The 24,380-nt window shown below is 54.5% G+C and carries 26 protein-coding genes and 1 tRNA gene; 7 read left to right on the top strand and 20 right to left on the bottom strand.

From position 1 onward, the window contains the following. Nucleotides 1-61 precede the first annotated feature (61 nt). From MKFW12EY_RS02825 to rpsU, 5 genes are all read right to left on the bottom strand, one after another. Nucleotides 62-138 (bottom strand) — tRNA-Ile (locus MKFW12EY_RS02825). Between the two features lie 35 nt (nt 139-173). After that, complete coding sequence (rpoD, locus tag MKFW12EY_RS02820) at nt 174-1,985, bottom strand: RNA polymerase sigma factor RpoD (RefSeq protein ID WP_221053971.1); 1,812 nt, start codon at nt 1,983-1,985, stop codon at nt 174-176. A gap of 156 nt (nt 1,986-2,141) precedes the next feature. After that, entirely contained in the window at nt 2,142-3,884 is a 1,743-nt protein-coding gene (gene dnaG / locus MKFW12EY_RS02815) for a DNA primase (protein WP_221053970.1), read from the bottom strand. A gap of 15 nt (nt 3,885-3,899) precedes the next feature. Beyond that, the gene (locus MKFW12EY_RS02810; RefSeq protein ID WP_064020423.1) at nt 3,900-4,349 is read right to left on the bottom strand and encodes a GatB/YqeY domain-containing protein; all 450 of its coding nucleotides are present in this window, start codon (nt 4,347-4,349) and stop codon (nt 3,900-3,902) included. A 9-nt stretch (nt 4,350-4,358) separates the two neighbouring features. After that, the gene (gene rpsU, locus MKFW12EY_RS02805; protein WP_054760073.1) at nt 4,359-4,592 is read right to left on the bottom strand and encodes a 30S ribosomal protein S21; all 234 of its coding nucleotides are present in this window, start codon (nt 4,590-4,592) and stop codon (nt 4,359-4,361) included. Nucleotides 4,593-4,696: 104 nt separating this feature from the next. Here rpsU and tsaD point away from each other — a divergent pair, with 104 nt between their 5' ends. Continuing rightward, on the top strand, nt 4,697-5,707 hold the full coding sequence (gene tsaD / locus MKFW12EY_RS02800) for a tRNA (adenosine(37)-N6)-threonylcarbamoyltransferase complex transferase subunit TsaD (RefSeq protein ID WP_054760075.1): 1,011 nt from the start codon (nt 4,697-4,699) through the stop codon (nt 5,705-5,707). Here tsaD and plsY read toward each other — a convergent pair whose 3' ends face one another. Further along, nucleotides 5,708-6,280 carry a glycerol-3-phosphate 1-O-acyltransferase PlsY gene (gene plsY, locus MKFW12EY_RS02795; protein WP_054760077.1) on the bottom strand — a complete coding sequence of 191 codons (573 nt, stop codon included), beginning with the start codon at nt 6,278-6,280 and terminating at the stop codon, nt 5,708-5,710. 92 nt (nt 6,281-6,372) lie between these two features. Between plsY and folB the strand changes: the two genes are divergently transcribed. Continuing rightward, the gene (folB, locus tag MKFW12EY_RS02790) at nt 6,373-6,726 is read left to right on the top strand and encodes a dihydroneopterin aldolase (RefSeq protein WP_054760079.1); all 354 of its coding nucleotides are present in this window, start codon (nt 6,373-6,375) and stop codon (nt 6,724-6,726) included. Between the two features lie 4 nt (nt 6,727-6,730). Then, a complete protein-coding gene (gene folK / locus MKFW12EY_RS02785; RefSeq protein ID WP_054760105.1) occupies nt 6,731-7,225 on the top strand; it encodes a 2-amino-4-hydroxy-6-hydroxymethyldihydropteridine diphosphokinase in 495 nt (164 codons plus the stop codon). A gap of 51 nt (nt 7,226-7,276) precedes the next feature. Here the strand turns inward: folK and MKFW12EY_RS02780 are convergent, their stop codons facing one another. Continuing rightward, nucleotides 7,277-8,008 carry a pteridine reductase gene (locus MKFW12EY_RS02780; RefSeq protein ID WP_054760081.1) on the bottom strand — a complete coding sequence of 244 codons (732 nt, stop codon included), beginning with the start codon at nt 8,006-8,008 and terminating at the stop codon, nt 7,277-7,279. A 12-nt stretch (nt 8,009-8,020) separates the two neighbouring features. Then, a complete protein-coding gene (locus MKFW12EY_RS22965) occupies nt 8,021-8,467 on the bottom strand; it encodes a hypothetical protein (RefSeq protein WP_245006421.1) in 447 nt (148 codons plus the stop codon). A 28-nt stretch (nt 8,468-8,495) separates the two neighbouring features. Between MKFW12EY_RS22965 and MKFW12EY_RS02770 the strand changes: the two genes are divergently transcribed. Continuing rightward, on the top strand, nt 8,496-8,897 hold the full coding sequence (locus tag MKFW12EY_RS02770) for a hypothetical protein (protein ID WP_054760085.1): 402 nt from the start codon (nt 8,496-8,498) through the stop codon (nt 8,895-8,897). Between the two features lie 51 nt (nt 8,898-8,948). On the opposite strand, the gene MKFW12EY_RS02765 is transcribed toward MKFW12EY_RS02770, so the two are convergent. The 8 genes from MKFW12EY_RS02765 to MKFW12EY_RS02730 form a co-directional block, all read right to left on the bottom strand. Then, nucleotides 8,949-9,215 carry a DUF2782 domain-containing protein gene (locus MKFW12EY_RS02765; protein WP_310755336.1) on the bottom strand — a complete coding sequence of 89 codons (267 nt, stop codon included), beginning with the start codon at nt 9,213-9,215 and terminating at the stop codon, nt 8,949-8,951. Between the two features lie 226 nt (nt 9,216-9,441). Continuing rightward, nucleotides 9,442-10,632, bottom strand: a complete 1,191-nt coding sequence (locus MKFW12EY_RS02760; protein WP_245006420.1) for a hypothetical protein — start codon at nt 10,630-10,632, stop codon at nt 9,442-9,444. A 316-nt stretch (nt 10,633-10,948) separates the two neighbouring features. After that, nucleotides 10,949-11,227, bottom strand: a complete 279-nt coding sequence (locus MKFW12EY_RS02755) for a hypothetical protein (protein WP_082409710.1) — start codon at nt 11,225-11,227, stop codon at nt 10,949-10,951. A gap of 79 nt (nt 11,228-11,306) precedes the next feature. Further along, on the bottom strand, nt 11,307-13,316 hold the full coding sequence (gene tkt, locus MKFW12EY_RS02750) for a transketolase (RefSeq protein WP_064020414.1): 2,010 nt from the start codon (nt 13,314-13,316) through the stop codon (nt 11,307-11,309). 151 nt (nt 13,317-13,467) lie between these two features. Further along, nucleotides 13,468-14,115 (bottom strand): 3-hexulose-6-phosphate synthase, encoded by a 648-nt coding sequence (gene hxlA / locus MKFW12EY_RS02745; RefSeq protein ID WP_064020413.1) that lies wholly within the window; start codon nt 14,113-14,115, stop codon nt 13,468-13,470. A gap of 218 nt (nt 14,116-14,333) precedes the next feature. Beyond that, on the bottom strand, nt 14,334-14,915 hold the full coding sequence (locus tag MKFW12EY_RS02740; protein WP_064020412.1) for a UbiX family flavin prenyltransferase: 582 nt from the start codon (nt 14,913-14,915) through the stop codon (nt 14,334-14,336). A gap of 12 nt (nt 14,916-14,927) precedes the next feature. Next, nucleotides 14,928-15,875 (bottom strand): prolyl aminopeptidase, encoded by a 948-nt coding sequence (gene pip, locus MKFW12EY_RS02735; protein ID WP_054760107.1) that lies wholly within the window; start codon nt 15,873-15,875, stop codon nt 14,928-14,930. Nucleotides 15,876-16,016: 141 nt separating this feature from the next. Continuing rightward, nucleotides 16,017-16,934 (bottom strand): hypothetical protein, encoded by a 918-nt coding sequence (locus MKFW12EY_RS02730; protein WP_054760109.1) that lies wholly within the window; start codon nt 16,932-16,934, stop codon nt 16,017-16,019. A gap of 313 nt (nt 16,935-17,247) precedes the next feature. On the opposite strand from MKFW12EY_RS02730, the gene MKFW12EY_RS02725 reads away from it, so the two are divergent. From MKFW12EY_RS02725 to MKFW12EY_RS02715, 3 genes are all read left to right on the top strand, one after another. Next, a complete protein-coding gene (locus MKFW12EY_RS02725; RefSeq protein ID WP_054760111.1) occupies nt 17,248-18,348 on the top strand; it encodes an NAD(P)/FAD-dependent oxidoreductase in 1,101 nt (366 codons plus the stop codon). Nucleotides 18,349-18,351: 3 nt separating this feature from the next. Next, nucleotides 18,352-19,395, top strand: coding sequence for a quinone-dependent dihydroorotate dehydrogenase (locus MKFW12EY_RS02720; RefSeq protein ID WP_054760113.1), 1,044 nt, complete (start codon nt 18,352-18,354; stop codon nt 19,393-19,395). Nucleotides 19,396-19,572: 177 nt separating this feature from the next. After that, complete coding sequence (locus MKFW12EY_RS02715; protein WP_054760115.1) at nt 19,573-20,103, top strand: PEP-CTERM sorting domain-containing protein; 531 nt, start codon at nt 19,573-19,575, stop codon at nt 20,101-20,103. A 75-nt stretch (nt 20,104-20,178) separates the two neighbouring features. Here MKFW12EY_RS02715 and pmbA read toward each other — a convergent pair whose 3' ends face one another. From pmbA to MKFW12EY_RS02695, 4 genes are read right to left on the bottom strand one after another with little or no spacing between them, the layout of a single operon-like run. Then, a complete protein-coding gene (gene pmbA / locus MKFW12EY_RS02710) occupies nt 20,179-21,510 on the bottom strand; it encodes a metalloprotease PmbA (RefSeq protein WP_221053968.1) in 1,332 nt (443 codons plus the stop codon). A gap of 58 nt (nt 21,511-21,568) precedes the next feature. Continuing rightward, entirely contained in the window at nt 21,569-23,005 is a 1,437-nt protein-coding gene (tldD, locus tag MKFW12EY_RS02705; RefSeq protein ID WP_064020405.1) for a metalloprotease TldD, read from the bottom strand. A gap of 36 nt (nt 23,006-23,041) precedes the next feature. After that, on the bottom strand, nt 23,042-23,506 hold the full coding sequence (locus tag MKFW12EY_RS02700; RefSeq protein ID WP_054760117.1) for a hypothetical protein: 465 nt from the start codon (nt 23,504-23,506) through the stop codon (nt 23,042-23,044). A 2-nt stretch (nt 23,507-23,508) separates the two neighbouring features. Next, nucleotides 23,509-24,375 carry a 23S rRNA (adenine(2030)-N(6))-methyltransferase RlmJ gene (locus tag MKFW12EY_RS02695; protein WP_054760119.1) on the bottom strand — a complete coding sequence of 289 codons (867 nt, stop codon included), beginning with the start codon at nt 24,373-24,375 and terminating at the stop codon, nt 23,509-23,511. Nucleotides 24,376-24,380 lie beyond the last annotated feature (5 nt).

The following is a 24,380-nucleotide window of genomic DNA, read 5'->3' as shown; positions in this document are numbered from 1 at the left end:
ACCCTCGTCAAAAGAAAACTTGCGCGTATAAAAAAAGGCCGCGTAAACGGCCTGGTATCTATGGTGGGCCCTGTAGGACTTGAACCTACGACCTGCCGATTATGAGTCGGAAGCTCTGACCAACTGAGCTAAGGGCCCGAAATTGCCGGTGCATCTGAGACGCTATCTACGCTTTACTCACCGTCGAGAAAACATCTCAATTGCTCGGAGCGCGACGGATGCCGTAACTTACGCAGCGCTTTGGCCTCGATCTGGCGGATACGTTCTCGGGTAACGTCAAATTGCTTGCCGACCTCTTCCAGCGTGTGGTCGGTGTTCATATTGATGCCGAAGCGCATCCGCAGAACCTTGGCTTCCCGTGCGGTCAATCCCGCCAACACGTTTTGGGTAGACTCGCGTAGACCGGCGATTGTAGCAGATTCGATAGGCGATAGCATCTTCGAATCCTCAATGAAATCGCCAAGATGCGAATCTTCGTCGTCGCCGATCGGGGTTTCCATCGAAATCGGTTCCTTAGCAATTTTCAACACTTTACGAATCTTGTCTTCCGGCATCTCCATCCGCTCGGCAAGCTCTTCCGGAGTCGCCTCGCGCCCCAGCTCTTGCAAAATTTGTCTGGACACGCGATTCAGCTTGTTGATGGTTTCGATCATATGCACCGGAATCCGAATGGTACGTGCCTGATCGGCAATCGAGCGCGTGATAGCTTGGCGAATCCACCAAGTGGCATAGGTCGAAAACTTATAGCCGCGACGGTATTCGAATTTGTCGACTGCCTTCATCAAACCGATATTACCCTCCTGAATCAGATCCAGAAATTGCAAGCCACGGTTGGTGTATTTTTTGGCGATCGAAATAACCAGACGCAAGTTAGCTTCGATCATTTCTTTTTTCGCCCGCCTCGCTTTCGCTTCACCCAGCGAAATATTCCGGCAAATACCTTTCAGCACGGCAATGCTTAAACCATGGCGCGCTTCGATATCCGCCAATCTTTGCTGTGCCGCCTTGATTGTTTCGGCATTCTCGGTCAGCGCATCGGCATAACTGGGGTGGTTGGCGACGAACTGGCCAAGCCAGTCGAAATTAGCCTCGTTTTCGGCAAATGCGTTAATAAAGTCTTTACGCGGAACCTTAGCTTTCTTGACGAAAACATCCAGAATCGCACGCTCTTCATCGCGAATCGCCGCCATCAACTCCTCGGAAGTGGATACCATCTTTTTCAGATACTGCGGAGTCCACTTGAATTCGCAAAATATCCCATCCAAAGCGTCAAAAGCCTTTTCGGTTTTATCGTGCCCGTAACCGTGCTTTTTAACGGAAGCGAACGCCGCTTTTAACGCCTTACGGAGGGCATCCACTTTTTGTTTGACTTCTTCGTAATCGACCGTCTTGGACTCTTCCTCAGCTTCTTCGGCGGGCTCTTCGATTTCGATGCCGCTAACATCGACGTCTTCGACCTCAGTAAAATCGGCAAACCCCATCACCAAATCGTTGAGCCGCACGCCGGAGTCGTCGTCTTTCACCGAATCGAAAGCCTCGATAAACGATTCGACAATAAAACCGGATCGAGCAATCGCGCCGACAACCTGCCGCTGCCCTTCTTCGATACGCTTGGCAATTTTCAATTCCTCTTCGCGGGTCAACAACTCTACCGAGCCCATTTCGCGCATGTAGAGCCGCACCGGATCGGTCGTCCGCCCAAACTCGCTGTCGACCGAAGCCAACGCCGCAACTTCCGCAACCTCTTCGTCGTCGTCCGCGGTAACCACCGCATCGGAAGTAATCAGCGAATCGTCGTCATCGGGCGCAACCTCATAAACCTGAATGCCCATATCATTGATCATCCCGATAATATCGTCGATTTGTTCGGGATCGATGATATCGCTGGGCAAATGGTCGTTGACCTCGGCATAAGTCAAATAACCCTGCGCCTTGCCTTTCGCTATCAGTTGTTTTAATTGGGATTGCTGTTGTTCTTGATTCATTCTTTACTCACAATACGTTTTCAGCACCAAGCGCCGCAGAACAGGAAATTATAACGATAAATCCCGACTCGGTCACCTAAAAGCCGCTGCCAGCGCCATCACCGCCAAGCGGACGCAACCAACGCTTTTGCCTTTTAGAAACATCACATTCAAATACTAAAGCTTATCCCTCAACAATTTCCGTAGCAGCTCTTTTTCCTCGGACACCAACCCTTCCCGGCCTTCCTTATCAATCAACCCATTCAACATGCGCTCCTTGGCTTGCCGGCAAAGCTGCCGCAACGCCCCACCAAACTCAGCTTCCTCACCGCCGGCAGGCACATCCAACTCCAACGCCGCCAATGCCTTAACCGTCTTTTCCTGAGAGGAACCCCGGTAGGCTTCCAACAAAATGGCGCTGTTTTCCGGCTTTTCAAGAGCAACGACCCGCAACACATCCTTAAGCATTTCGACACCGACAAAATCCAGCTCTTCGAGCTCGACGCCCTGCCGCTCGACCAAATCGGCAAGCCCGGGATGCTGCACCAACAAAGCGATAACTTTGCGAGAAAGCGATAGATGCCGCGGAGCCTTGCCGGCTACCAATTCTTTGTGGCCGCCCTTAATTCTAGACCGCTTTTCGACAACATCCACCGCTCCCGGCAACGCGACTAAAGCCTGCAAGCGCGCGAACATCATTTCCCGAAAAAAACCAGCCGGGACTTTATCCAATGCCGGCTTGGCAACGGCCAACATTTGCGCCCGACCCTCGACGGTGGCAATATCGACCCTAGCCCCAATATTTGCAAAAAAGTAATCGGATAAGACCTCGGCGGAGCCGATTCGTTCCAAAAAACTTTCAACTCCCTCCGACCGCAGCAAAGAATCGGGATCCTGCCCTTGCGGCAACAACATGATTTTGATCTGCCTACCGTCACGCAAACAAGGCAACGACGCATCGACCGCCTTCCAGGCAGCTTGGCGTCCGGCATTATCCCCGTCGAAACAAAACACCAACTCGGAAGTAAATCTGAACAGCAAATCGATCTGCGCTTTAGATGTCGCCGTTCCGAGCGCAGCTACCGCATAATCGATACCAAACTGCGCCAGGGCAATCACATCCATATAGCCCTCGACCACCAAGACCCGCGCCGGCTTGGCATTGCGCTGCAACAGCTCGCATAGCCCGTATAACTCCTTACCTTTGGAAAAAACCGGAGTTTCCGGGGAATTCAGATATTTAGGCAGAGAATCATCCAACACCCTGCCACCGAAGCCCACGACACGCTGGCGCTTGTCGCGGATCGGATACATCAATCGCCCGCGAAACCGGTCATATACCTTGCCGTCATCCTTGGCAACCAATAACCCGGCCTCAATTAGATCTTCGCGATTGAATCGCCCTAAAAGCGCATCCCACCGGCCCGGCGCATAGCCCAACTGAAAATTTTTGGCGACGTCGCCGCCGACGCCTCTCTTACGCAGATATTCCTGGGCTCGCCTACCCTCCGGACTCGACCGCAACTGCTCAGAATAAAATCCGGCGACATCCGACAATACCCGGTAAAGCCGTACCAAACTTTGCTTATCTACAGCAGGAGCATTGAAACCATCGCCCGCCTCTCTAGGCACCTCCACACCGGCAAAAGCCGCCAAATCCTCGACCGCCTCGACAAAGCCTAAATGATTAAACTCCATTAAAAAACCGATAGCGTTGCCGCTGGCGCCACAACCGAAGCAATGATAAATCTGCCGCACGCGGTTTACTGAAAAACTGGGGGTTTTTTCGGTATGAAATGGGCAGCGCGCAACATAATTGGCGCCTGATTTTTTAAGAGGAACGCGCGAGTCGATTAAATCAACGATATCGACCCGCACCAACAGATCATCGATAAACTGGCGGGGTATCCTGCCGGACATACTACCGACAGAACATTAGGCTATAAAATGAGCCTTGATTCGAGCACTTACGACAGCCATGTCGGCTTTGCCTTGCATTTTCGGCTTCAGCAAAGCCATAACAGCGCCCATGTCTTTCAGCGAAGCAGCACCGACCTCGGCAATCGCCTCGGCAACCATGCCATCAATCTCGGCATCGGTGAGTTGCTGCGGCAGAAAATCCTGAATCACCACAATCTCGGCCTCTTCGATATCGGCCAGATCGTGGCGCTCGGCATCGCGGAACTGTTTGATCGACTCGCGGCGCTGCTTAAGCATTTTGTCGAGAACAGAAATAACTCGATCATCGCTCAACTCGATTCGTTCATCAACCTCGACTTGCTTGATCGCAGCCAAGATCATACGAATGACACCGAGCCGAGCCTTGTCGCCGCTTTTCATCGCGGCTTTCATATCTTCCTTGATACGCTCCTTCAACACATCCATTTAACAGCCTTAAACCTGCGGACGGCCGCGGCGCAAATTTTTCAACGCATAACGCTCGCGAGCCAACTTCTTCAAATGACGCTTTACCGCTGCGGCACCTTTACGTTTGCGCTCGGTAGTCGGTTTTTCGTAGAACTCGCGGCGACGGACTTCAGCCAACACGCCAGCCTTTTCACAAGCGCGTTTGAAGCGGCGAATCGCAATGTCGAAATGTTCGTTTTCTTTAACTTTAACTGATGGCATTATCAATAATCCGAATTGTGTTAGTATCTTTTCAAGCTATCGGCGAACCTTGCCCACCGAAAACGGCCGATTATACTCACAAATATCTTTTATTCCAAAAACTAATGTTTGTTCTCGGCATAGAAACCTCTTGCGACGAAACGGCGGTCGCGGTTTACCACGCCAACCGAGGCTTGATTGCCCACACCCTATTCAGCCAGATCGCCACCCACGCCGAATACGGCGGCGTAGTACCGGAACTGGCGTCTCGCGACCATATCCGCAAACTGGTTCCATTAATCAAAACCGTGCTGGCCGCAGCCGACTTGCAAGCCAAGCACATCAACGGCATCGCTTACACAGCCGGCCCAGGCCTAATGGGCTCGCTGCTTGTCGGAGCCGCCACAGCCAGGAGTCTGGCCTGGGCTTGGCAGATACCGGCCATTGCCGTCCATCACATGGAAGGCCATTTGCTGGCGCCCATGCTGGAGGATACTCCGCCAACATTCCCGTTTGTCGCGCTGTTGATTTCCGGCGGCCACACCATGTTGATCGAAGTACAAGGCATCGGCAACTACCGCTTACTGGGCGAATCGCTGGACGACGCTGCCGGCGAAGCATTCGACAAAACCGCAAAAATGTTAGGCCTCTACTACCCCGGAGGCCCCAAACTAGCGGAACTAGCCAACCAAGGCCACCCCCGCTTCAAATTCCCTCGGCCCATGACCGACCGCCCTGGCTTAGATTTTAGTTTCAGCGGCCTTAAAACCTTCACCTTGAACGCATTGAACGAAACCGGCCAATCCCCGCAAGACAAAGCCGACATCGCTTTTGCCTTTCAACAGGCGGTTGCCGAGACTTTGACCATCAAATGCCGCCGCGCAATTCAACTGACCGGCATGAAAACCCTGGTTGTTGCCGGCGGCGTCAGCGCCAACCGGGAAATTCGCCGACAACTATCGGCGATGGCCGACAGCGCAAACATTAAGATCTATTTCCCGCGACCGGACTTCTGCACCGACAATGGCGCCATGATCGCTTATGCCGGCGGCCAACGATTGATGGCCGGACAAACACAAAACCTGGAAATTTTTGCCCGGCCGCGCTGGCCGATGGAACAGCTACCGCAGTTGTGATCAGGACTCCTGACCGGCCAAAAGCCGTTGGATGTTGCTTTTGTGGCGCCAAAGCAAAATCAGGGCTATTAAAGTAAACGTGGCCGTCAAATACGCATCACCGACAATCAGCCAGGTGTAGATCGGAGCCAAGGTCGCGGCCACCAGCGCAGATAACGACGAGATTCTGCCCAACTTATAGACGATAAACCAAGTTCCGGCGACAGCCACGCCCAACAGCCAAGTCACTCCCAACGTCACGCCCAGCGAAGTCGCGACACCCTTGCCGCCTTTAAATTGAAAAAATACCGGATACAAATGGCCGATGAAAGCGGCAAACACCACCGCGGACAATACCAAGCTATCGACCGCCAATGCTTTGGCAACCAACACCGGTAACAAACCTTTTAGCGCATCGCCGACCAGCGTGATCGCCGCAGCTTTTTTGCCGCCGATGCGCATCACATTGGTCGCTCCGGGATTGCCGGAACCATTTTCACGTGGATCGGCCAAGCCCATCATTTTACAGACAATAATCGCACTCGATACCGAACCGGCCAAGTAGGCCACCGGCACCAACAACCAATCCATCATTCAGCCAACCTCACATCAATGCTTGTACAGCGCAGCCATTTACTCGATACTGCGGCAATTTTGTTACGAAATATAATAACCGGAAAGCAACGATGGACATCATCTTTTTAGGCGGCCTCGAAATAGACACCGTGATAGGAATTTACGACTGGGAACGGAAAATCAAACAAAAAGTCATTTTAGATATCGAAATGGGCTGCGACATTCGCAAAGCGGCCGCCAGCGACGACATCGCCCACGCTCTCGACTACAAAACCGTCTCGGACCGGGTAGTGGACTTCGTGGAACGCAGTGAATTTTACTTGGTGGAAACCCTAATCGAGGAAGTCGCCAACATTCTGCTCGGCGAATTCAAAATTCCCTGGATCAAAATCACGCTGAACAAAAAGGGCGCCATCAGCCGGGCGCGCGATGTCGGCATCATCATTGAACGCGGCCAAAGATAGCGCGATGCCCACCGGATATATCAGCATCGGCAGCAACATCGACAAGGAAATCCACATTCCGTCGAGCCTGAATGCGCTGCGCGACTTATTCGGCGAATTAACGGTATCCAGCATCTACGAAAGCGAACCGGTCGGCTTCGTCGGCGACAGCTTTTACAATCTGGTTGTCGGGTTTCAGTCCGAACTGCCGGCCAAAAGCGTCGCCAAATTACTCAGACAGGTGGAGTTGGACCACGGCCGCAGCAGGGATAGCCAAAAGTTTTCAGCCAGAACTTTGGATCTGGACTTGATACTTTACGGCGACGAAATTATCAACGACGGCCGCCTGCAAATCCCCAGGGACGAAATCGAGAAATACGCTTTCGTATTACAACCGTTGGCCGAAATAGCACCCAACTTGACACACCCCATCACCAAAGTTAGCTACGCCGATTTGTGGCAAAAGTTCGACAAACGCGAAATCAGGCAACGAAAATTGGAAAGTTCAGAGCAAGTCTAAACTACGCCTGCTCAGCATTCGGCAAATGCGAAAATTAGAAAAACGCCGCCCCTAACGATACAGACTTCGGCCACCGTCGACATTGATCGTTTGCCCGGTGATATAGCCGGCATCCTCAAGCAGAAATCTCACCGTTTTCGCAATGTCGTCAGCCTCGCCGCAGCGGCGTAACGCCACTTTATCCAGAATCGCAACGCGTTCCGCTTCGGAGCCGCCTTGCTCCGGCCACAAAATGGCACCTGGAGACACGGCATTGACCCGGACGTCCGGCGCCATGTCTTTGGCCAAACAACGTGTCATAGCCAACAACCCGGCTTTGGCAATACTGTAGACGGGAAAACCCGGCAAACCGGCTTCGCCGTGGATATCAGCGATATTTACGATACATCCGCGCCTAGCCCTCAGCGAAGCATATAAAGCTTGCGACAGAAAAAACGGCGCTTTCAAATTGGCGGCGAAGGTCAACTCCCAGTCTTGCTCGGTCACTTGGCCGACCGGTCGCGGATAAAACACGGAAGCACTGTTCACCAAAGCATCCACCCCAGCCCAAGCCGATACAGCGCCCGCCGCCAACCGCTCAATACCGCTCATTCCCTGTAAATCCGCCTTGACCGGAACCGCCGAATCGCTCCGAATCGCATTTAGCGCTTGGCAAAGGGCTAGCGCGTCGGCCTCCGAGTTTTTATAGTGCAACACCACGTTGTAGCCTGCGGCATGTAACATCCTGGAGCAAGCGGCTCCGATACGCCGGGCGGCCCCGGTGACAACTACAACTTTAGGCATTGTGCGGACGCACTAATTCGCAGAAATGCTGGCTATCAACTTCTTGCGGATAAAAACACAAGCCAGTACGGCGCAGGCCACCGGGACTTGAGTCAAAACCATCTCCATCACCGAATGCTTGGCAACCAACTTGGATAATGGCTCCAACACAAAGAACTTGGCCAGCCACCACGTCAACCAATAGCCGACCAGACCGATAATCGACCAATTGATTAAAGGCGCATTCTGGTTTTTGGCCGTCATATAGAACCAAACCAAGGTTAAAATTCCGAATAGCTTCGCTAAAAAATACATACCCCGCCCTTCCTTTTTATTTATTGTTATGAAAACGGACCGCAACCCGCAAATTCCAATGTAATCAATTTGTAGCGAAACATCAATCGCGCAATCCGGGCCGCTAACGACACCCCGAACTTCAAACTTCCCGACCCCGGCCCTATAATCAATGGCGATGGGCAATACTAATTTTCAAAACACGGGGGGAACCATGCAAACTTCAAAAATTCTCGCGGCACTGCTGGCTCTCGGGTTTAGCTACCCGAGCTGGAGCCAATCGACAGGACATATTGGCCACGGCGGAAACGCCAGCGAATCCGGCTGCATCCGCGCCAAAGTCAGTCGGATCAAACCCGAGCATTTGTCCACTGTGGCGCCCGGAGCGGAATTTTCATTTGCCGCGTCCGGTAGCAACGGCCCCGGCCACATTCATGTCAGCATCAAACAACAGCAGATACCGATAACGGTGGAAGATAAAGACACGTTTTACCTGGTTAAAGGCAAATTACCCGCCGACATTAAGAATGCCACAGTACGGGTATCGGTCACTTTGAAAGCAAAATTCGAAAAGTGCAGCGCCGAAGAAGGCTGGCTGCTTAAAGTTTCGGAATAGCAACGCCCGGCGCCCGTCCGCAGGACGGTCGCGCCAGGGGCGCCGTAATCGTCAAGGCCAATCCCACTCGAACAAGGTCCATTTATTGATATTGGTGTTTTCGTCCAAGTCGTTCTTCTTCACGTCCAGCTCGCCGTCGCCGTTGGTATCGAGCATGTAGTAAGGCGGTCCGACCTGAGGCTGAATCTTGACCATATACAGCTTGCCGTTGCGGCGAAATTCCTGGATCGTATCCTTGCCTTTACGGATGATCGTGATATCCGGTTCCATCTCCTCGCCCGATTGCACCGGGGCCGGCAAATCCGGTGGCTCAGGCACAGGAGCCGGTTCGTCCGGAGCAGCCTGAGCCGCAGCTAGGGGAGCAAATACAAGCGAAAGGCAGCGAATCAAGAGGCGCATCGGAATCTCTAAGGCTAATTACGGCAGGCAATAATAATATAGTTTTCGCTTGCTGTATCGGCCGCGCCCTTTACCGGACAGAAACCCTAGAGACAAAAAAGCCGGCATCCCTTACGAGATGCCGGCTTAATCGCAGCACAAACAGCTAAGCTTGATTACGCAAATACTTTTCGACGCCGGTCGTCCTGGCGAACGGGGCTTCGCCGTCACTCAAAGCCTGCCGCGCAACATACTTGGCCACACCGGAAACAGCCGCGGATTCGACTTGCCGGACGTCTTGCTTGGCCATATATTTGGCCACGCCTGTCACTTCTCCGGCCGCCTTTTCCTCAGCCTCGTGTTTGGCCACGTATTTGGCTACCGAGCTGAGCGGCTGGACCGGATTGACAACCAAGCGTTGCTTAGCAACATATTTGGCGACTCCTGTAGGAGTCGGCATTTGCTTGGCGGCAATCGCCTGTTTTACCAAGTAACGCGCCACACCGGTCAATGGCTCGGCCTGGCTTTGCAGTTGTACTTGACGGGCTAAATATTTAGCCACACCGGTCGGCTTTGGCGCACTATCCTGGGCGGCGGCCTGCCGCGCCAGGTAGCGATCGACCGCCGAGCCCTCGACCGCCACCTCGGCATCGGCAATCAAATCTTCAGGTTGCGGCTGACTCCTCAGGGCCTCAGCCTTTTCGGCTTGTAATTTCGCTTCGGCTTCAACGTAGCGCGCAACCAATGCCGCCGCCGCGGTTTTCTTTGCAGCCAGCGCTTGTTCGGCAAGAAACTTGGCTACGCCGGTTGCCGGCTCTTGCGCTTTCAGCAGACGTTCCTGGCGGATCAAATATTTCTCGACTCCGGTAATGATCGGCGCATCCTTGATTACCAAAGCTTGCTTGGCCAGATATTTACTGACCGACGTTGCCAAAGGCGCGTCTTTTGCCGCAAGCCCCTTTTTCAACACATACTTGGCCACCCCGGTCACTGCAGGCTGCTGCGTCATATTCTGGCGGATAACGTACTTGGCCACCCCCGTCACACCCGGCTCTTCACGGTCATGCTTGGTGACGTACTTGGATACGCCAGTCACCGGCGCAGCCTTGGCTTGTATCGATTCTTTGATTAAGTATTTGGTAACGCGGGTTACCGGATTATCCGCCTGCTGGCTGAGATATTTCTCGACGCCGGTCGGGGCTGCTGGAGCGGGCTCGCTCTCGACTTCCACAGCCACTGCTTCTACTGCTTCTACTGCTTCTACTGCTTCTACTGCTTCTTCGACTTCTTCGGCAACCGACTCGACCTCAACTTCTTCAGCGGCCGGCTGCACTACTTGTTCGGCCTGGCGCTGCATAGCCAGATACTTCGCCACCCCGGTCAATGGCTCGCCGTTTTCGTCCAGCTCCAGCTCCGGCTTCGGCGGCTCGAGTTTTTGTAAATAACGAGCGACGCCGGTCAGTTGGCCATCGCCAGCGGCGACGCTCGAATCGGCATCCAGCCAGCTACCGTCATCTGTTGGTTTGTCGAATAAAAAGCCGAATAGGCTATTCATCAAACTGCTTGTTGTCATTTGAGAATACTCCTGAATGTAATAATTTTTATATGTTGCGGCCTACACACCAACAGCGGCGACCCACTACCGAGAGAGTGCCACAAAACCGTTCGCCACGTTACGAACCAGAACCGCTGTAGACAACCTTAGGCTGAAAATTGGCGGCCGGATATTTCGGATCGGCCTCAGCCTGTTGTTGCTGATTGACGCATGGCGTTGCTACGTTTGCGGTTGCTGCGGCGGCGCTCGCCGGTGCCGGGGCAACCTCGACGATAGAAGGATCACGGTAGACGACTTTCGGCTGAAAATCCGCCGCCGGGTAATCAACGGCCCATACGGACGGCACGGCGAACATTGATACAACAAAAGCTACAGCAGCTAGTTTAATGTCTTTCATATTCCCCACCTTACTTTACCATTCGAACTAAACCCTTGCCGGCAAACCGGCAAGGGCGCGTGTTTTACAGCTTCTTAGTTTAAAGCACTGCTTCGACGTTAGCGACGACATTGTCCACGGTGAAGCCGAACTCTTTGAAGAGTTGGCCGGCCGGGGCCGATTCGCCGAAACGGTCCAAGCCCACGACGCGGCCTTGGCTGCCGGCATATTTCCACCAACTGTCGGTGACGCCGGCTTCGACGACGACGCGTTTGGTCACGCTTGGCGGCAGGACGCTGTCTTTGTAGGCTTGATCCTGCGCTTCAAACACGTTGGTCGACGGCATGGACACTACGCGGATGTTTTTGCCTTTGGCTTTCAACGCTTCGGCCGCTTTCACCGCCAGTTCGACTTCGGAGCCGGTAGCGATGATGATGGCGTCCGGGTTGCCTTCGCCGCTCAGAACGTAGCCGCCTTTGCCGATGGCGTCGATCTGGGCTTGGCTGCGCGCCATGTGCGGCAGGTTTTGCCGGGAGAAGATCAGGGTGCTCGGGCCGTCGGTTCGTTCGATGGCGGCTTTCCAGCTGACGGCAGACTCGACCGCGTCGCACGGGCGCCAGACGTGCATGTTGGGTATCATGCGCAGGGTGGCGGTTTGTTCGACCGGTTGGTGGGTCGGGCCGTCTTCGCCCAGGCCGATGGAGTCGTGGGTGTAGACGAAGATGGTCGGCGCTTTCATCAGGGCGGCCATGCGCAGAGCGTTACGGGCGTATTCCGAGAACATAAGGAAGGTGGCGCCGTAGGCTTTGAAGCCGCCGTGCAGGGTGATGCCGTTCATGATGGCGCTCATGCCGAATTCGCGTACGCCGTAGTAGACATAGTTGCCGTCGTGGCCGGTCGCATTGATGTCTTTGCAGCCTTTCCACAGGGTCAGGTTGGAGCCGGCCAGGTCGGCGGAGCCGCCCATCAGTTCCGGCAGCAACGGGCCGAAACCGTTCAGGGTGTTTTGCGAGGCTTTGCGGCTGGCAATGGTTTCGGCTTTGGCGTTGACGTCGGCGATGAAGGCGTTGGCTTTTTCGGCCCAGTCGGCAGGCAGTTTACCGGCCATGCGGCGTTCGAATTCGGCAGCCAGTTCCGGATGCGCGGCTTTATAAGCGGCGAATTTGTCGTTCCAGGCGCTTTCCAAACGGTCGCCTTTGGCTTTGGCGTCCCAACCGGCGTAGATGTCGGCCGGAATTTCGAATGGCGCATGCGACCAGCCCAAGTTTTCGCGGGTGGCGGCGACTTCGGCTTCACCCAGGGCAGCGCCGTGGCATTCTTCTTTGCCTTGTTTGTTCGGCGAGCCGAAACCGATGGTGGTTTGGCAGCAGATGATGCTCGGTCTGTCGGTGACTTTTTTGGCTTCTTCGATGGCTTTTTTCACCGCGTCGGCGTTGTGGCCGTCGACTTTGGGGATGACGTGCCAGCCGTAGGCTTCAAAGCGTTTCGGGGTATCGTCCAGGAACCAGCCGGTAACGTTGCCGTGACCGCGGACTTCGCCGTCGATGGAGATGTTGTTGTCGTCGTAGAAGGCGATCAGTTTGCCCAGTTTCATGGAGCCAGCCAGCGAGCAGGCTTCGTGGGAGATACCTTCCATCAAGCAGCCGTCACCCAGGAATACGTAGGTGTGGTGGTCGACGATGTCGTGGCCTGGGCGGTTGAATTGGCCGGCCAGGGCACGTTCGGCAATGGCGAAACCGACGGCATTGGTGATGCCTTGGCCCAGCGGGCCGGTGGTGGTTTCGACGCCGTCGGTGTAGCCGTATTCAGGATGGCCCGGGGTTTTCGAGTGCAGTTGACGGAACTGTTTCAGTTCGTCGATCGGCAGGTTGTAGCCCGACAGGTGCAACAACGAGTAAATCAGCATGGAGCCGTGGCCGTTGGACAGCACGAAGCGGTCGCGGTTGGCCCATTTCGGGTTGTTCGGGTTGTGGTTCAGAAAATCGTTCCACAGTACTTCGGCGATATCGGCCATCCCCATCGGGGCTCCAGGGTGTCCTGAATTGGCTTTCTGTACCGCGTCCATGCTAAGTGCGCGGATGGCGTTCGCTAAGTCTCGACGCGAAGGCATGTTGGTCTCCTAATTGAATCTTTGAATTGATGCTAGCAGACCCTTGATCGGGGCCACGCTAAAAAACTGGGGATATAACAAACAAAAGGACGAGTGGCGCGAACCACCCGTCCTCAGTATTTCCTAGAAACTAGGCGTTGCCAACGTTGGCTTATGCAGCTGCAGCGTCAACCAGTTCGCGAATTTCGCGAGCAGCGGTTGCAGGGCATGGCGCACCGTAGATAGCCGCACCGACGACGATGATGTTCGCACCGGCTTTGACGGTTTGGTCAATCGTGGCAGGTTTGATACCGCCGGCAACGGAAACGCGAACGTTCAGACCCAAAGAAGTAACTTCGTTCAAATCGCCGAACGGAGTTTGGCCAGCCGCTTGCGCGTCCAGACCGGTGTGAACGCCCATGATTTGCGCGCCCAATTTAGCGGATTCGCGTGCGCACTCCGCTTTGTTAGGCACGTTGATCAGGTCGACTTGGACTTCAGCAGCGTGTTTTTTCGCTGCTTTGATTACGCCGCCGATGGTGGCCAGGCCGGATACGCCCAGTACGGTGCAGATGTCTGCGCCGGCTGCGTAGAACGCGCCTGCTTCGTATTCGCCGGCGTCCATGGTTTTCAGGTCGACCAACAACAATTTGTCTGGGTAACGGTTTCTCAGTTCTTTCACCAAGTTAATGCCGTTATATTTGATGCAAGGGGTACCGATTTCAAAGATGTCGACGTAAGGCGCTACTTTATCTGCCAAAGCTACGGTTTGGTCGAAATCCAAAGAGTCCAACGCCATTTGAATTAATGGTCTTGCCATATTTATGTGCTCCGATTGTTGTAGTTACAGTTATTGTTTTTAAGACCCACCCCTACCGTAAACCTCTCTTTTGTCGCCAAATCGAGAGCGCCGCAAGCCTTTGTCAGTGGGCGGTTAAAGCGAGTGGGGCAACTCTAAATCAGAACGTGGCGCCCTGTCAATTGAAGAGCAGCTATTTCCGGGCGAAAAACCTTAATCCGGCGCGGGATAGACGGCATTCAGCCGCCCAGACCGGTCCAAGGCTTGTATAAGCCACAGGCATCGACGCCAAACATTTCCAGGATGCGACCCACCCCTTCATCCACCATTGCGCGCAACGAATCGCTCTTGTTGTAGAAGGCCGGCATTGGCGGAAAGATAATACCGCCCATTTCAGTCACCGCAGCCATGTTGCGGATATGCGCCAGATTCAACGGCGTCTCCCGCGGCACCAACACTGTTTTCCGCCGCTCCTTGAGCGCCACATCCGCCGCCCGGGAAATCAAGTTGTCGCCGAATCCGTGAGCTACGGCGGCTAGAGTCTTCATCGAGCAAGGCGCAATCACCACGCCTTCGGTTTTGAACGATCCGCTGGCGATACACGATGCGATGTCGTTGATGCCGTGGGTAAAATCGGCCATTCGGTATAGTTCGGCCCGATCCATATCCAATTCGTACTTCAGATTGACCAAACCCGCGGACGAGATGACCAAATGAGTCTCCCAGCCACCGCGTGCGCGCAAGATTTCCAACATCCGCACACCGTAAATCGCACCGGTAGCCCCCGTCATGCCGATCACAATCCGCCTGATATCCGCCATATTCTTCAATCCTTAAGCCAAAACCGCTGCCATTTCATCGGTAGCCGACACCAAGGCATCGATCATTTCATCGCCGCGGGCAATATGGCCGGCATTGGGCAAAACCCGGAAATGCGCTTGCGGCAACGCCCGATGCAACCGCCAACCCGATTCGATAGGGCACGTCAAATCGTTACGGCCGTGGATTATGATCGCTGGAATTCCGCCTAGACCGGCACAATCGGCCAACACCTGATTTTCGGAGATAAAATAATCATGAGCGGCATAGTGCAACTCCATCTTGACTTGGCGCAGCATTTTTTCGTTAACCGCTTCCAGACTTTCTTGGTAATCGTTACCTAGCGCCACTTGCCCGCTCCATGCCTGCCATAGTCCTACCGCACGCTTGGCCACCTCCACATCGGCACTAAATACCGCTTCGCAGAAGCGCTCCAGCATGGTGCCGCCCGGCAAATCCGGCAGATTATCCTGCAACTGCTGCCACAATTCCGGATAGATCCGGCTCACGCCATTTACACTGAGAAACCAGTCCATATCGAGGCGCCGAGCCAGGAACACACCGCGTAGAATCATGGCCGACACTCGCTCCGAATGCCGCTGGGCGTAAAGCAAGGCCAAGGTTCCGCCCCAAGAGCCGCCGAACAACAACCACTGGCGGATACCCAAGCGCTCGCGAACACGCTCCATATCGGCCAACAAATCTTGTGTCGTGTTACCCGACAACTCGCCGAACGGCTCCGACAGCCCGCATCCGCGCTGGTCCATCAAAATGATGTGGTAGCGCTTGGGATCGAAGAAACGCCGATGATCGGGCTTGGTGCCGGAACAGGGACCGCCGTGCAAAAATATCGCCGGAATCCCGGCGGGATTGCCGGATTGCTCGACATAGACGCGATGGTCGCTGCCGGTTTCCAGAAAAAAGGTATGGAATGGAGTGATTTCGGGATAAAGAGACTTCATTGCCTTCTAATTAGATGCGACTGGACAAGCACGGCCTCATCAGCAGTGCCGGGGCGCGGCAGTATAGCAAAGTCTTTACGGCATAAAAAAAGGGAAGGCTGAGCCTTCCCTTTTTGCGATCAAGCAAATTTGCTTGAGAATTTAGAATTTGAAACCTACAGAACCGCCGGCGCTGAAACCATCGGTTTCCGTGCCATCGACCTTGCTGGTTGAATAGTGGTAGCGCACGTCGGAACCCAGCACGATACCTCTAAACAATTCGTACTCCAAACCACCGCCGAACTGCATACCTGAATTAAGAACGGAAACCGCTCGCGAAGGAACACCTAGGATGTTCAACTCCAGACCTACCGGAATGATCCATGGACGCAATTTGCTGCCGTGCATGAATTTGATTTTAGGAGAGGCATTAATGCGCAAACGATTGTCAGTTGAGGATCCCGGATTTACCGCGGTGCCAGCCACTCCCGTTAAAGCCTGAGCATAGGTACCTGTCAAATTGTTTGTACCCGTACCAAATTCGGAATACTCAACACCCAATTCGATTCCAAATGAGGTGTCATCCATCAAACCGAACAAATCGTTGTTAACGTTGAAATCGAAAGCACCACCAAAGTAGAAGCCGTCTGCGTTTCCGTTATCAGACAACAAATCGGATCCGCTTAAGATAGCTCCCGGCTGATTAGCGCCTGCTTTTCTGGATTGATCCAGACGAGTCCAACCGCCGCGCACCGCAACCAGGTTGTCTTTAGCGCCGGACGCGGCCGGAGCAGCTTTAACAGAAGCCATCCACTGATCCAATTCTTGGATTTTGGCGGTTTCGGTAGTGTCTTTCGCAGCGGCAGATTTGACGCGGCTCAACTCGGCTTGCATCTGCTGCATCATGCTGTTCATTTGTTCCATTTGCGCTTCCAGCGCTTCAGCCTTTCTGGCGGCGGCGTCGGCAACGCGCTCGGCTTTGTTGTCAGCTGCTTGGGCTTGCGGGGCAACCATCGCTCCAGCCATTGTCAAAGTCGCTGCGGCAACGCCCAGCGCTAGTTTGGTTTTAGTAAAACTCATTGTTGTTCCCCCCCAAGGGTTGTTATTGTTAAGACTGAATTGGCTTTATAGCAACACAGGATTTCTTCACGCGGGCAATAATAGCAGCAAAATACCAGCCATACAAGTTTTGAGCTTATTTTTTCACTCAAAAAAAATACATTAATTTCAAATGGATATAGAAAACTTGTAATCCAAAATCAAAAATTGTCAAAAATAAACAACATTCTTTTGCTTTTTAACACAGACAACACAAACACCTCAAGCCTACCGAGCACCGCGGCTTCGTGGTACCTTAAAAAGGCAACTATAGCCCGACATCCCCCTATTCCGCATGACCCACCACCTTGACATTTTGATCATCGGCGCCGGCATTAGCGGCCAACTTGCCGCCCGCGAATTCCACAACGCCGGACGCGAAGTCGCAATCATCGACAAATCCGGGCCCGGCCTGGAATCTTCCTGGGCCGGCGGCGGCATATTGCTACCGATTTATCCGTGGCGGCAGGCTCCCGCAATTTCCGAGCTGGCGATACAGAGCCTGAAACTGTATCCGGAATTGAGCGCGGAACTGCTGGAAAGGACCGGAATCGACCCGGAATGGCAACCATGCGGCATGTTGATTTGCAAAACCCCGGACCTTGAAGCCGCGATAGATTGGTGCGGACACTACAAGGTGGCATACCAAACCACCATACCCGCCGAACTGACCTCAGCGCTCACGACCCGATTCGAGCGGCCGATCTGGCTGCCCGGCATAGCCCAGGCCCGCAATCCGCGCCTGTTGAAATCTCTATCCGCACACCTGTCCCAACTCGGCACCCAATTCATCAACGATACCGAAATCGAGCAAATCGACATCGTCAATCGCCGCATCGCCGGAGTAAAAACCAGACACGGCCGATTTGCCGTGAACGAATTGGTCGTCAGCACCGGCGCATGGACAAGCGAATTTTTAAACAATTTATTGCCGGATTGGCCGGTCGACATCGACATTAAACCGGTCCGCGGCCAAATGCTGCTCTTCGACGCCAAACCGGACACGCTGCAATTTATGGCACTGGACGGCGACCAGTATTTGATTCCGCGCCGCGACGGCAAAATTCTGGCCGGCAGCACAGTCGAACAGGCCGGTTTCAGCAAAACCACTACGGAACAGGCCCGCGACCAACTCTACCAGTTTGCCACGCAACTGCTGCCAACCCTGAAAGACTACCCGGTCAGCCACCATTGGGCCGGTCTCCGCCCCGGCAGCCCGCAGGGCATCCCCTACATCGGCCGCCATCCGGACCTCGAAAATCTTTATATCAACGCCGGCCACTTCCGTAACGGCTTGGTCATGGGTCCGGCAGCGGCGCAATTGCTGGCCGACTTGGTATTGCAACGCCCAACCCACATCGATCCAACTCCTTATTCGCCGAATCGAACACGCTAAATCATGAATTTTTATCCCGCAATCCGCCCTTTACTCTTTTCTCTCGACCCGGAAACAGCGCATCACGTGACGCTGGACTTGTTAAAGCTGGCGCATTTGAGCGGCCTGTCGAATTTGATCAAAGCCGATTCGGAAAGCCGGGCGGTTGAGGTCATGGGCTTGAAGTTCGAGAATCCGCTGGGCCTGGCCGCCGGCTTGGATAAAAACGGCGATTACATCGATGCACTCGCGGCATTAGGCTTCGGCTTCATCGAAATCGGCACGGTAACCCCTAGGCCACAACCCGGAAATCCCAAACCGCGCCTGTTTCGCTTACCGGAATACCAAGCCATCATCAATCGGATGGGTTTCAACAACCTGGGCATAGACCACCTGCTGGAACAAGCCGGCAAGCGGCGCCACACAGGTATTCTGGGCATCAATATCGGCAAAAATGCCGATACGCCGCTGGAGCAGGCAACCGAAGATTATCTGATTGGCTTACGCAAGAGCTACGCCGCCGCCAGCTATATCACGATCAATATCTCCTCGCCGAATACGAAAAATCTACGCCAGTTACAACAAGGCGACGAAATCAAGCGTCTGCTGGAAGCGCTGAAAAACGAGCAAAGCCTGTTGCACGCCCAACACGGCAAATACACGCCGATTGCGGTGAAAATCGCGCCCGATCTGAACGATGCCGAAATCCGGCACATCGCCAGCCTGCTGTTGGATTTCGGCATTGATGGCGTCATCGCGACCAACACCACGATCGCACGCGACAAAATCCAGGGCCACATTCACGCCGAACAAAGCGGCGGCTTGAGCGGCGCGCCGGTCAAGGATGCCGCAACTAACGTGGTGAAGGGCCTGGCCGATGCACTGCAAAACCGTATCCCGATTATCGCCGCCGGCGGCATTCTCTGCGCCGCAGACGCCCAAGAGAAATTCGATGCCGGAGCCAGCTTGATCCAAATATATAGCGGCTTGATTTACCGAGGACCGAAATTAATCGAAGAGATTTTAGATTCGCTGCCGCCCCGATCCGACGACGACCAATCCCTTTAGCCTGTTAATCGACCCAACCGGCAAACCGTCGACCGTTTTTACAAACTCGCTTTGGACACTAAGCCAAAAACCAGATAAGACCATAAAATTATTTGAATAATTTTTATTGGCCCGATTTATGCTGAAAAGCTTGAAGGGGAGAGATTCCTATCAATCTCAGTTCAATTGGAGCATACAATGAAACACTGCCTATTCGGAATACTTTTAACGCTGGCCGCAACCGGCATTGCCCACGCGGAAACGATTTTTGTACCCAGTTTCGGAGATTCCGGCCTTCAAACCTTCAACTATACATTTGCCGCAGATTTTACCGGCACAGTGATTATTGGGGTCAGTGACGAAGGCGATTCGGGCGTAGAGTCCTTTCTCGACCTTGCCGGTTACGGACAATACTTGAGAACCAATCCGACTACACCCGTCGATACCTCAAGCTACGCTAACGCCGAAAACGAGTTCGGCTCCGACGGCGAACTTTATACGTTTGCGTTAACGGCCTTGGCCGGCGAGTCATTCAGTTTCGACTGGCGTTTCCATACCGAAGATTACGATCCTTTCAACGATTTTGCCTTCGTGTCTCTGGTCGACGGCGCCCAATCCCAAGTTCATTACGCGGTGTTAGCGGAGATCGCCGCAGTTCCTGTACCGGCAACAATATGGTTATTTGGTTCCAGCCTTGTCGGCTGGTTTAGCTTACGCCGTAAAGCCTAGACTATCCGTACACGGAAGCCGGACATACTCCCTGCTTCCGTGGCAAACAGATTCCCACAACCAAAACGGCAACGGCTACTCGCCGGCGATGGCCATCCGCTCCACCAAGATGGAACCGACCCGAATGTTACCGCGCAAGTCCACGTCTTTGCCAATCGCGACGATATTGCGCAGCATTTCCTTCAGGTTACCGGCGATCGTGATCTCCTGTACCGGAAATTGAATCGTGCCGTTCTCAACCCAAAACCCGGACGCTCCGCGCGAATAATCTCCGGTAACGCGATTAACGCCCTGGCCCATTAATTCGGTTACCAACAAACCGGTATCCAACAGCTTCAGCATATCGGCAAAATCGCGTTCGCCCGGCTCGACAATCAGGTTATGCACGCCGCCGGCGTTACCGGTGGTCTGCATGCCCAGTTTGCGAGCGGAATAAGTGCTGAGAATGTAAGATTTCAAAATACCGTTGCAGACAATGTCGCGCGCCCGCGTTGCCACGCCTTCCGCATCGTAGCTGGCACTGCCTAGTGCGCACTTCAACAACGGTTGCTCGTGTATCCGCGCAAACTCGGGCAATACCCGCGTACCCAGACTATCCAATAAAAACGAAGATTTTCGGTAAAGGCTGCCGCCGCTGATCGCGCCCAGCAAGGCGCCGATCAAACCGGAAGCCATTTCGGGTGCAAACAACACCGGGCATTGCCGAGTCCCGAGAGTCCGCGCCCCAAGCCGGGCCAACGTACGTTGTGCGGCTTTTTCGCCGACCTGCGCGGCGGATTCCAAATCGAGCGGGCTACGCGCCACGCTATACCAATAATCGCGCTGCATCGAATCGCCGCTACCCGCCAGCACGGAACAGCTCAAAGAATGGCGGCTGGACTGGTAGCCTTGCAAAAAACCCAAGGAATTACCGAACACCCTAGTGCCCTGATGGGTATTGACCGAAGCCCCCTCGGAATTGCTGATCGCCGGACTATATTCGCGCGCGGCATTTTCGCATTCGATCGCCACGTCGATAGCCTGCTCGGCGTTCAAGGCCCAAGGATGATTCAAATCCAGATCGGGAAACTCGGTGGCCAGCAACTCCAGATCGGGCAGCCCGGCAAACTCGTCTTCGCTGGCATAGCGGGCAATACTGCACGCCGCTTTGACGGTTTCCTTCAACGATCCCGCGGAAATGTCGTTGGTACTGGCCGAGCCTTTCTTTTTGCCGAAATACACCGTGACGCCGATACCTTGGTCGCAATGGTATTCCACGGTTTCCACTGCGCCAAGGCGAGCCGATACCGACAGACCGTTATCGACGCTGAACGCCGCTTCCGCGGCAGTGGCGCCTTGCGACCTGGCCTCGTCCAACAATTGCTGGACAACATCTTTTAATCGATTGATTTCTTCCTGGTTTTGCACGGTAAATCTCTTGTTTAATCGTTACGCGCGAAGGCCGATACGTTCGCAGTTGTTTGCTTCAGACGCCGGTGCCGCCGACCGTTAACCCATCGATTTTCAGCGTCGGCTGGCCAACGCCGACCGGTACGCTTTGCCCGTCTTTGCCACAGGTGCCGACACCGCTGTCCAGCGCCATATCGTTGCCCACCATCGATACTTTAGTCAGTACGTCGGGACCGTTGCCGATCAGCGTGGCGCCTTTCACCGGCCGGGTGATTTTGCCGTTTTCGATCAGGTAGGCTTCGCTGGCCGAGAATACGAATTTGCCGGAGGTGATATCCACTTGGCCGCCGCCGAAATTGCGCGCATACAAGCCTTTTTTGACCGAGGCGATGATTTCTTCCGGATCGCTTTGCCCCGGCAGCATGTAGGTGTTGGTCATTCTGGGCATCGGCAGATGGGCATAGGATTCGCGGCGACCGTTGCCGGTCGGAGCCACTCCCATCAGCCGGGCGTTCAGCTTATCCTGCATATAGCCTTTCAAAATGCCTTTCTCGATCAATACGGTATTTTCGGTCGGCGTGCCCTCGTCGTCGATGTTCAACGAACCGCGCCGGCCTTGCAGCGTGCCGTCGTCGACCACGGTGCACAGATCGGAAGCCACCCGCTCGCCGACTCGGCCGCTGAAGGCCGAGGTCCCCTTGCGGTTGAAGTCCCCCTCCAAACCATGGCCGATGGCTTCGTGCAGCAAAATGCCCGGCCAACCGGAGCCCAAGACCACGGTCATATTGCCGGCCGGCGCTTCCTGAGCCTGTAAATTGATTTGCGCCTGGCGCACCGCTTCCCTGCCGTATTCCAAGCCGCGGTCGTCCTCCAGAAAGTAAGCGTAGTCGCTACGGCCGCCGCCGCCCATGCTGCCTTGTTCGCGCCGGCCGTTTGCCGCCATGATCACGGTGACGTTCATCCGCACCAGCGGCCGGATGTCGGCCGCCAACGAGCCGTCTTGGTTCGCTATCAGCACGTGGTCATAGGCGGCGATCAGACTGACCATAACTTCTTCGATACGCGAATCCAACTTGCGGGTTTCCCGGTCGACGCGCATCAGCAGTTCGATTTTTTGCCGATCATCCAAGGACTTTAGCGGATTCACGGGCCGGTACAGGCAAGGTGCGTTGCGATAGCTCTCGACCCTACGCTGCGCCTGTTGTCCATGGCGGACAATGGCCTTAACGTTGTTGGCGGCTTCCAGCAGAATCGGCAACTCGATCCGATCGCTGTAAGCGAATCCGGTTTTATCGCCGCTGACGGCGCGCACCCCGGCACCGTGCTCGATGGAATGGCTGCCCTCCTTGATGATACCGCCCTCCAAAGACCAGGATTCGAAATGGCTGGACTGAAAATAAATATCGGCGGCATCCACCGGCGCGCTAAGCAGCGCGGACATCACTCGGTCTATGTCCTGGGTTTGCAGGCCGTTGCCGGCCAAAATGGATTGCGTGACTTGTTCTAATGGCATCGGATAGCTCAAAAACGGTATGGTAAAGCGCCGCAGCTACATCACGAAAAACGAGGCAATGTATGCGACGAGCACTACGGTAATGGCAAGGGCCACTTTGTTGCGGGTGGTGAGCGACAACCAGTACAGTTGCAACTCGGTTTTGCGCCGGACCCAGATATTCAATAGCCGCTGTTTTAAAAACGCGTGTAGCCGCGGCAGAGTTTTCCACAATTTGTAAAATCCGAAACCGATAATCGACATCAGGATATAAAAGGTCACGACTTGGCTGCCGTGGCGATCGGACTCGAACAAATATTCGATAATCTCGCCGACGTCCAGCACGTGAAACACCAGCTCAACCGCCTCCTCAATGCCCAACTCGACGTACTCGAAAGCCACGTGCAGACCCTCGAACATCAGATGCATCAATTCGCCAAGCAATTCCAGCGTCACGTCGTACATGACGAGCGCCAGCACGATGAAACCGACGACGATCAAATCGAGATTTTTTCTCAACATGGCTATTTCCGTAACCCGCTATCCGCACCGGCCTCTGGCACAGTCCATTCGACTTTCCAGCGCCCGCCACCGTCAGCCAGGACCCGGTCCAGCCAGGGCAACAGCGTTTGCGCCTGGCTCGCCAACAGCCACGGCGGATTGATAAACAGCATACCGGAACCGGTCATCCCTCTCCCGGCTCCGTCGTCAGCAACGCAGTGCTCGATGCGCAATTGCCTGGGAATGCCGGTCTCGGCCAGCTTAGCGATAAAAGCTTCGGTTGCGGCCCGTTCGATGACCGGATACCAGACCGCATAGATACCGGTGGCGAAATGCCGATAGGCGCTTACCAAAGCGGCGACCACTTTTTTGTATTCGTCTCTCATCTCGTAACTTGGGTCGATCAAAACCAGCCCGCGGCGCTGAATCGGCGGCAACTTTTTCGGCAGCATGTTTAAGCCGTCTTCCTTAGCCACGCCCACTTGCTTATCTCCGGCGAACAATTGCTGCAATGCTGTTGCGTCGGAGCCGTGCAATTCGGACAATAATAACCGATCTTGGGGCCGGACCAAGCGCCTCACCAACTGTGGAGAACCGGGATAACGCGCCAATTGCCTGCCGGTATTTTCGGCGCGCACTGCCGCCAGATAGTCGCGCAATTCGGCCGGCGGTTCCGATTCGCGCCACACCCGGACGATGCCTTGCCGATACTCGCCGGTTTTTTCGGCGAATTCCGATTTAAGCGAGTACTTGCCGGCTCCGGCATGCGTATCGATATATACGAAAGGTTTGGGTTTCTGCTTCAACGCTGCGATGGTCAGAGCCAGCAGGCTGTGCTTCAAAACATCGGCAAAATTGCCGGCGTGAAAACCGTGTCGGTAACTGAGCATATTGG

The organism is Methylomonas koyamae (genome assembly GCF_019669905.1).
Lineage (GTDB): Bacteria > Pseudomonadota > Gammaproteobacteria > Methylococcales > Methylomonadaceae > Methylomonas > Methylomonas koyamae.
Note: the sequence above shows the minus strand (reverse complement) of the source record. Positions and strands in the feature narration are given on the sequence as shown.

Excerpts from the sequence above, each read along its gene's own strand:
- MKFW12EY_RS02755 (WP_082409710.1), bottom strand. The coding sequence starts at position 11,227 with ATGAAAGACATTAAACTAGCTGCTGTAGCTTTTGTTGTATCAATGTTC.
- MKFW12EY_RS02720 (WP_054760113.1), top strand. The coding sequence starts at position 18,352 with ATGAATTTTTATCCCGCAATCCGCCCTTTACTCTTTTCTCTCGACCCG.
- tkt (WP_064020414.1), bottom strand. The coding sequence starts at position 13,316 with ATGCCTTCGCGTCGAGACTTAGCGAACGCCATCCGCGCACTTAGCATG.
- folB (WP_054760079.1), top strand. The coding sequence starts at position 6,373 with ATGGACATCATCTTTTTAGGCGGCCTCGAAATAGACACCGTGATAGGA.
- MKFW12EY_RS02730 (WP_054760109.1), bottom strand. The coding sequence starts at position 16,934 with ATGAGTTTTACTAAAACCAAACTAGCGCTGGGCGTTGCCGCAGCGACT.
- tsaD (WP_054760075.1), top strand. The coding sequence starts at position 4,697 with ATGTTTGTTCTCGGCATAGAAACCTCTTGCGACGAAACGGCGGTCGCG.
- MKFW12EY_RS02780 (WP_054760081.1), bottom strand. The coding sequence starts at position 8,008 with ATGCCTAAAGTTGTAGTTGTCACCGGGGCCGCCCGGCGTATCGGAGCC.
- MKFW12EY_RS02695 (WP_054760119.1), bottom strand. The coding sequence starts at position 24,375 with ATGCTCAGTTACCGACACGGTTTTCACGCCGGCAATTTTGCCGATGTT.
- MKFW12EY_RS02760 (WP_245006420.1), bottom strand. The coding sequence starts at position 10,632 with ATGCAGCGCCAGGCCGAACAAGTAGTGCAGCCGGCCGCTGAAGAAGTT.
- plsY (WP_054760077.1), bottom strand. The coding sequence starts at position 6,280 with ATGATGGATTGGTTGTTGGTGCCGGTGGCCTACTTGGCCGGTTCGGTA.
- rpsU (WP_054760073.1), bottom strand. The coding sequence starts at position 4,592 with ATGCCATCAGTTAAAGTTAAAGAAAACGAACATTTCGACATTGCGATT.
- pip (WP_054760107.1), bottom strand. The coding sequence starts at position 15,875 with ATGAAGTCTCTTTATCCCGAAATCACTCCATTCCATACCTTTTTTCTG.
- MKFW12EY_RS02725 (WP_054760111.1), top strand. The coding sequence starts at position 17,248 with ATGACCCACCACCTTGACATTTTGATCATCGGCGCCGGCATTAGCGGC.
- MKFW12EY_RS02740 (WP_064020412.1), bottom strand. The coding sequence starts at position 14,915 with ATGGCGGATATCAGGCGGATTGTGATCGGCATGACGGGGGCTACCGGT.
- MKFW12EY_RS02715 (WP_054760115.1), top strand. The coding sequence starts at position 19,573 with ATGAAACACTGCCTATTCGGAATACTTTTAACGCTGGCCGCAACCGGC.
- MKFW12EY_RS02810 (WP_064020423.1), bottom strand. The coding sequence starts at position 4,349 with ATGGATGTGTTGAAGGAGCGTATCAAGGAAGATATGAAAGCCGCGATG.
- folK (WP_054760105.1), top strand. The coding sequence starts at position 6,731 with ATGCCCACCGGATATATCAGCATCGGCAGCAACATCGACAAGGAAATC.
- MKFW12EY_RS02700 (WP_054760117.1), bottom strand. The coding sequence starts at position 23,506 with ATGTTGAGAAAAAATCTCGATTTGATCGTCGTCGGTTTCATCGTGCTG.
- rpoD (WP_221053971.1), bottom strand. The coding sequence starts at position 1,985 with ATGAATCAAGAACAACAGCAATCCCAATTAAAACAACTGATAGCGAAA.
- tldD (WP_064020405.1), bottom strand. The coding sequence starts at position 23,005 with ATGCCATTAGAACAAGTCACGCAATCCATTTTGGCCGGCAACGGCCTG.
- hxlA (WP_064020413.1), bottom strand. The coding sequence starts at position 14,115 with ATGGCAAGACCATTAATTCAAATGGCGTTGGACTCTTTGGATTTCGAC.
- dnaG (WP_221053970.1), bottom strand. The coding sequence starts at position 3,884 with ATGTCCGGCAGGATACCCCGCCAGTTTATCGATGATCTGTTGGTGCGG.
- MKFW12EY_RS02770 (WP_054760085.1), top strand. The coding sequence starts at position 8,496 with ATGCAAACTTCAAAAATTCTCGCGGCACTGCTGGCTCTCGGGTTTAGC.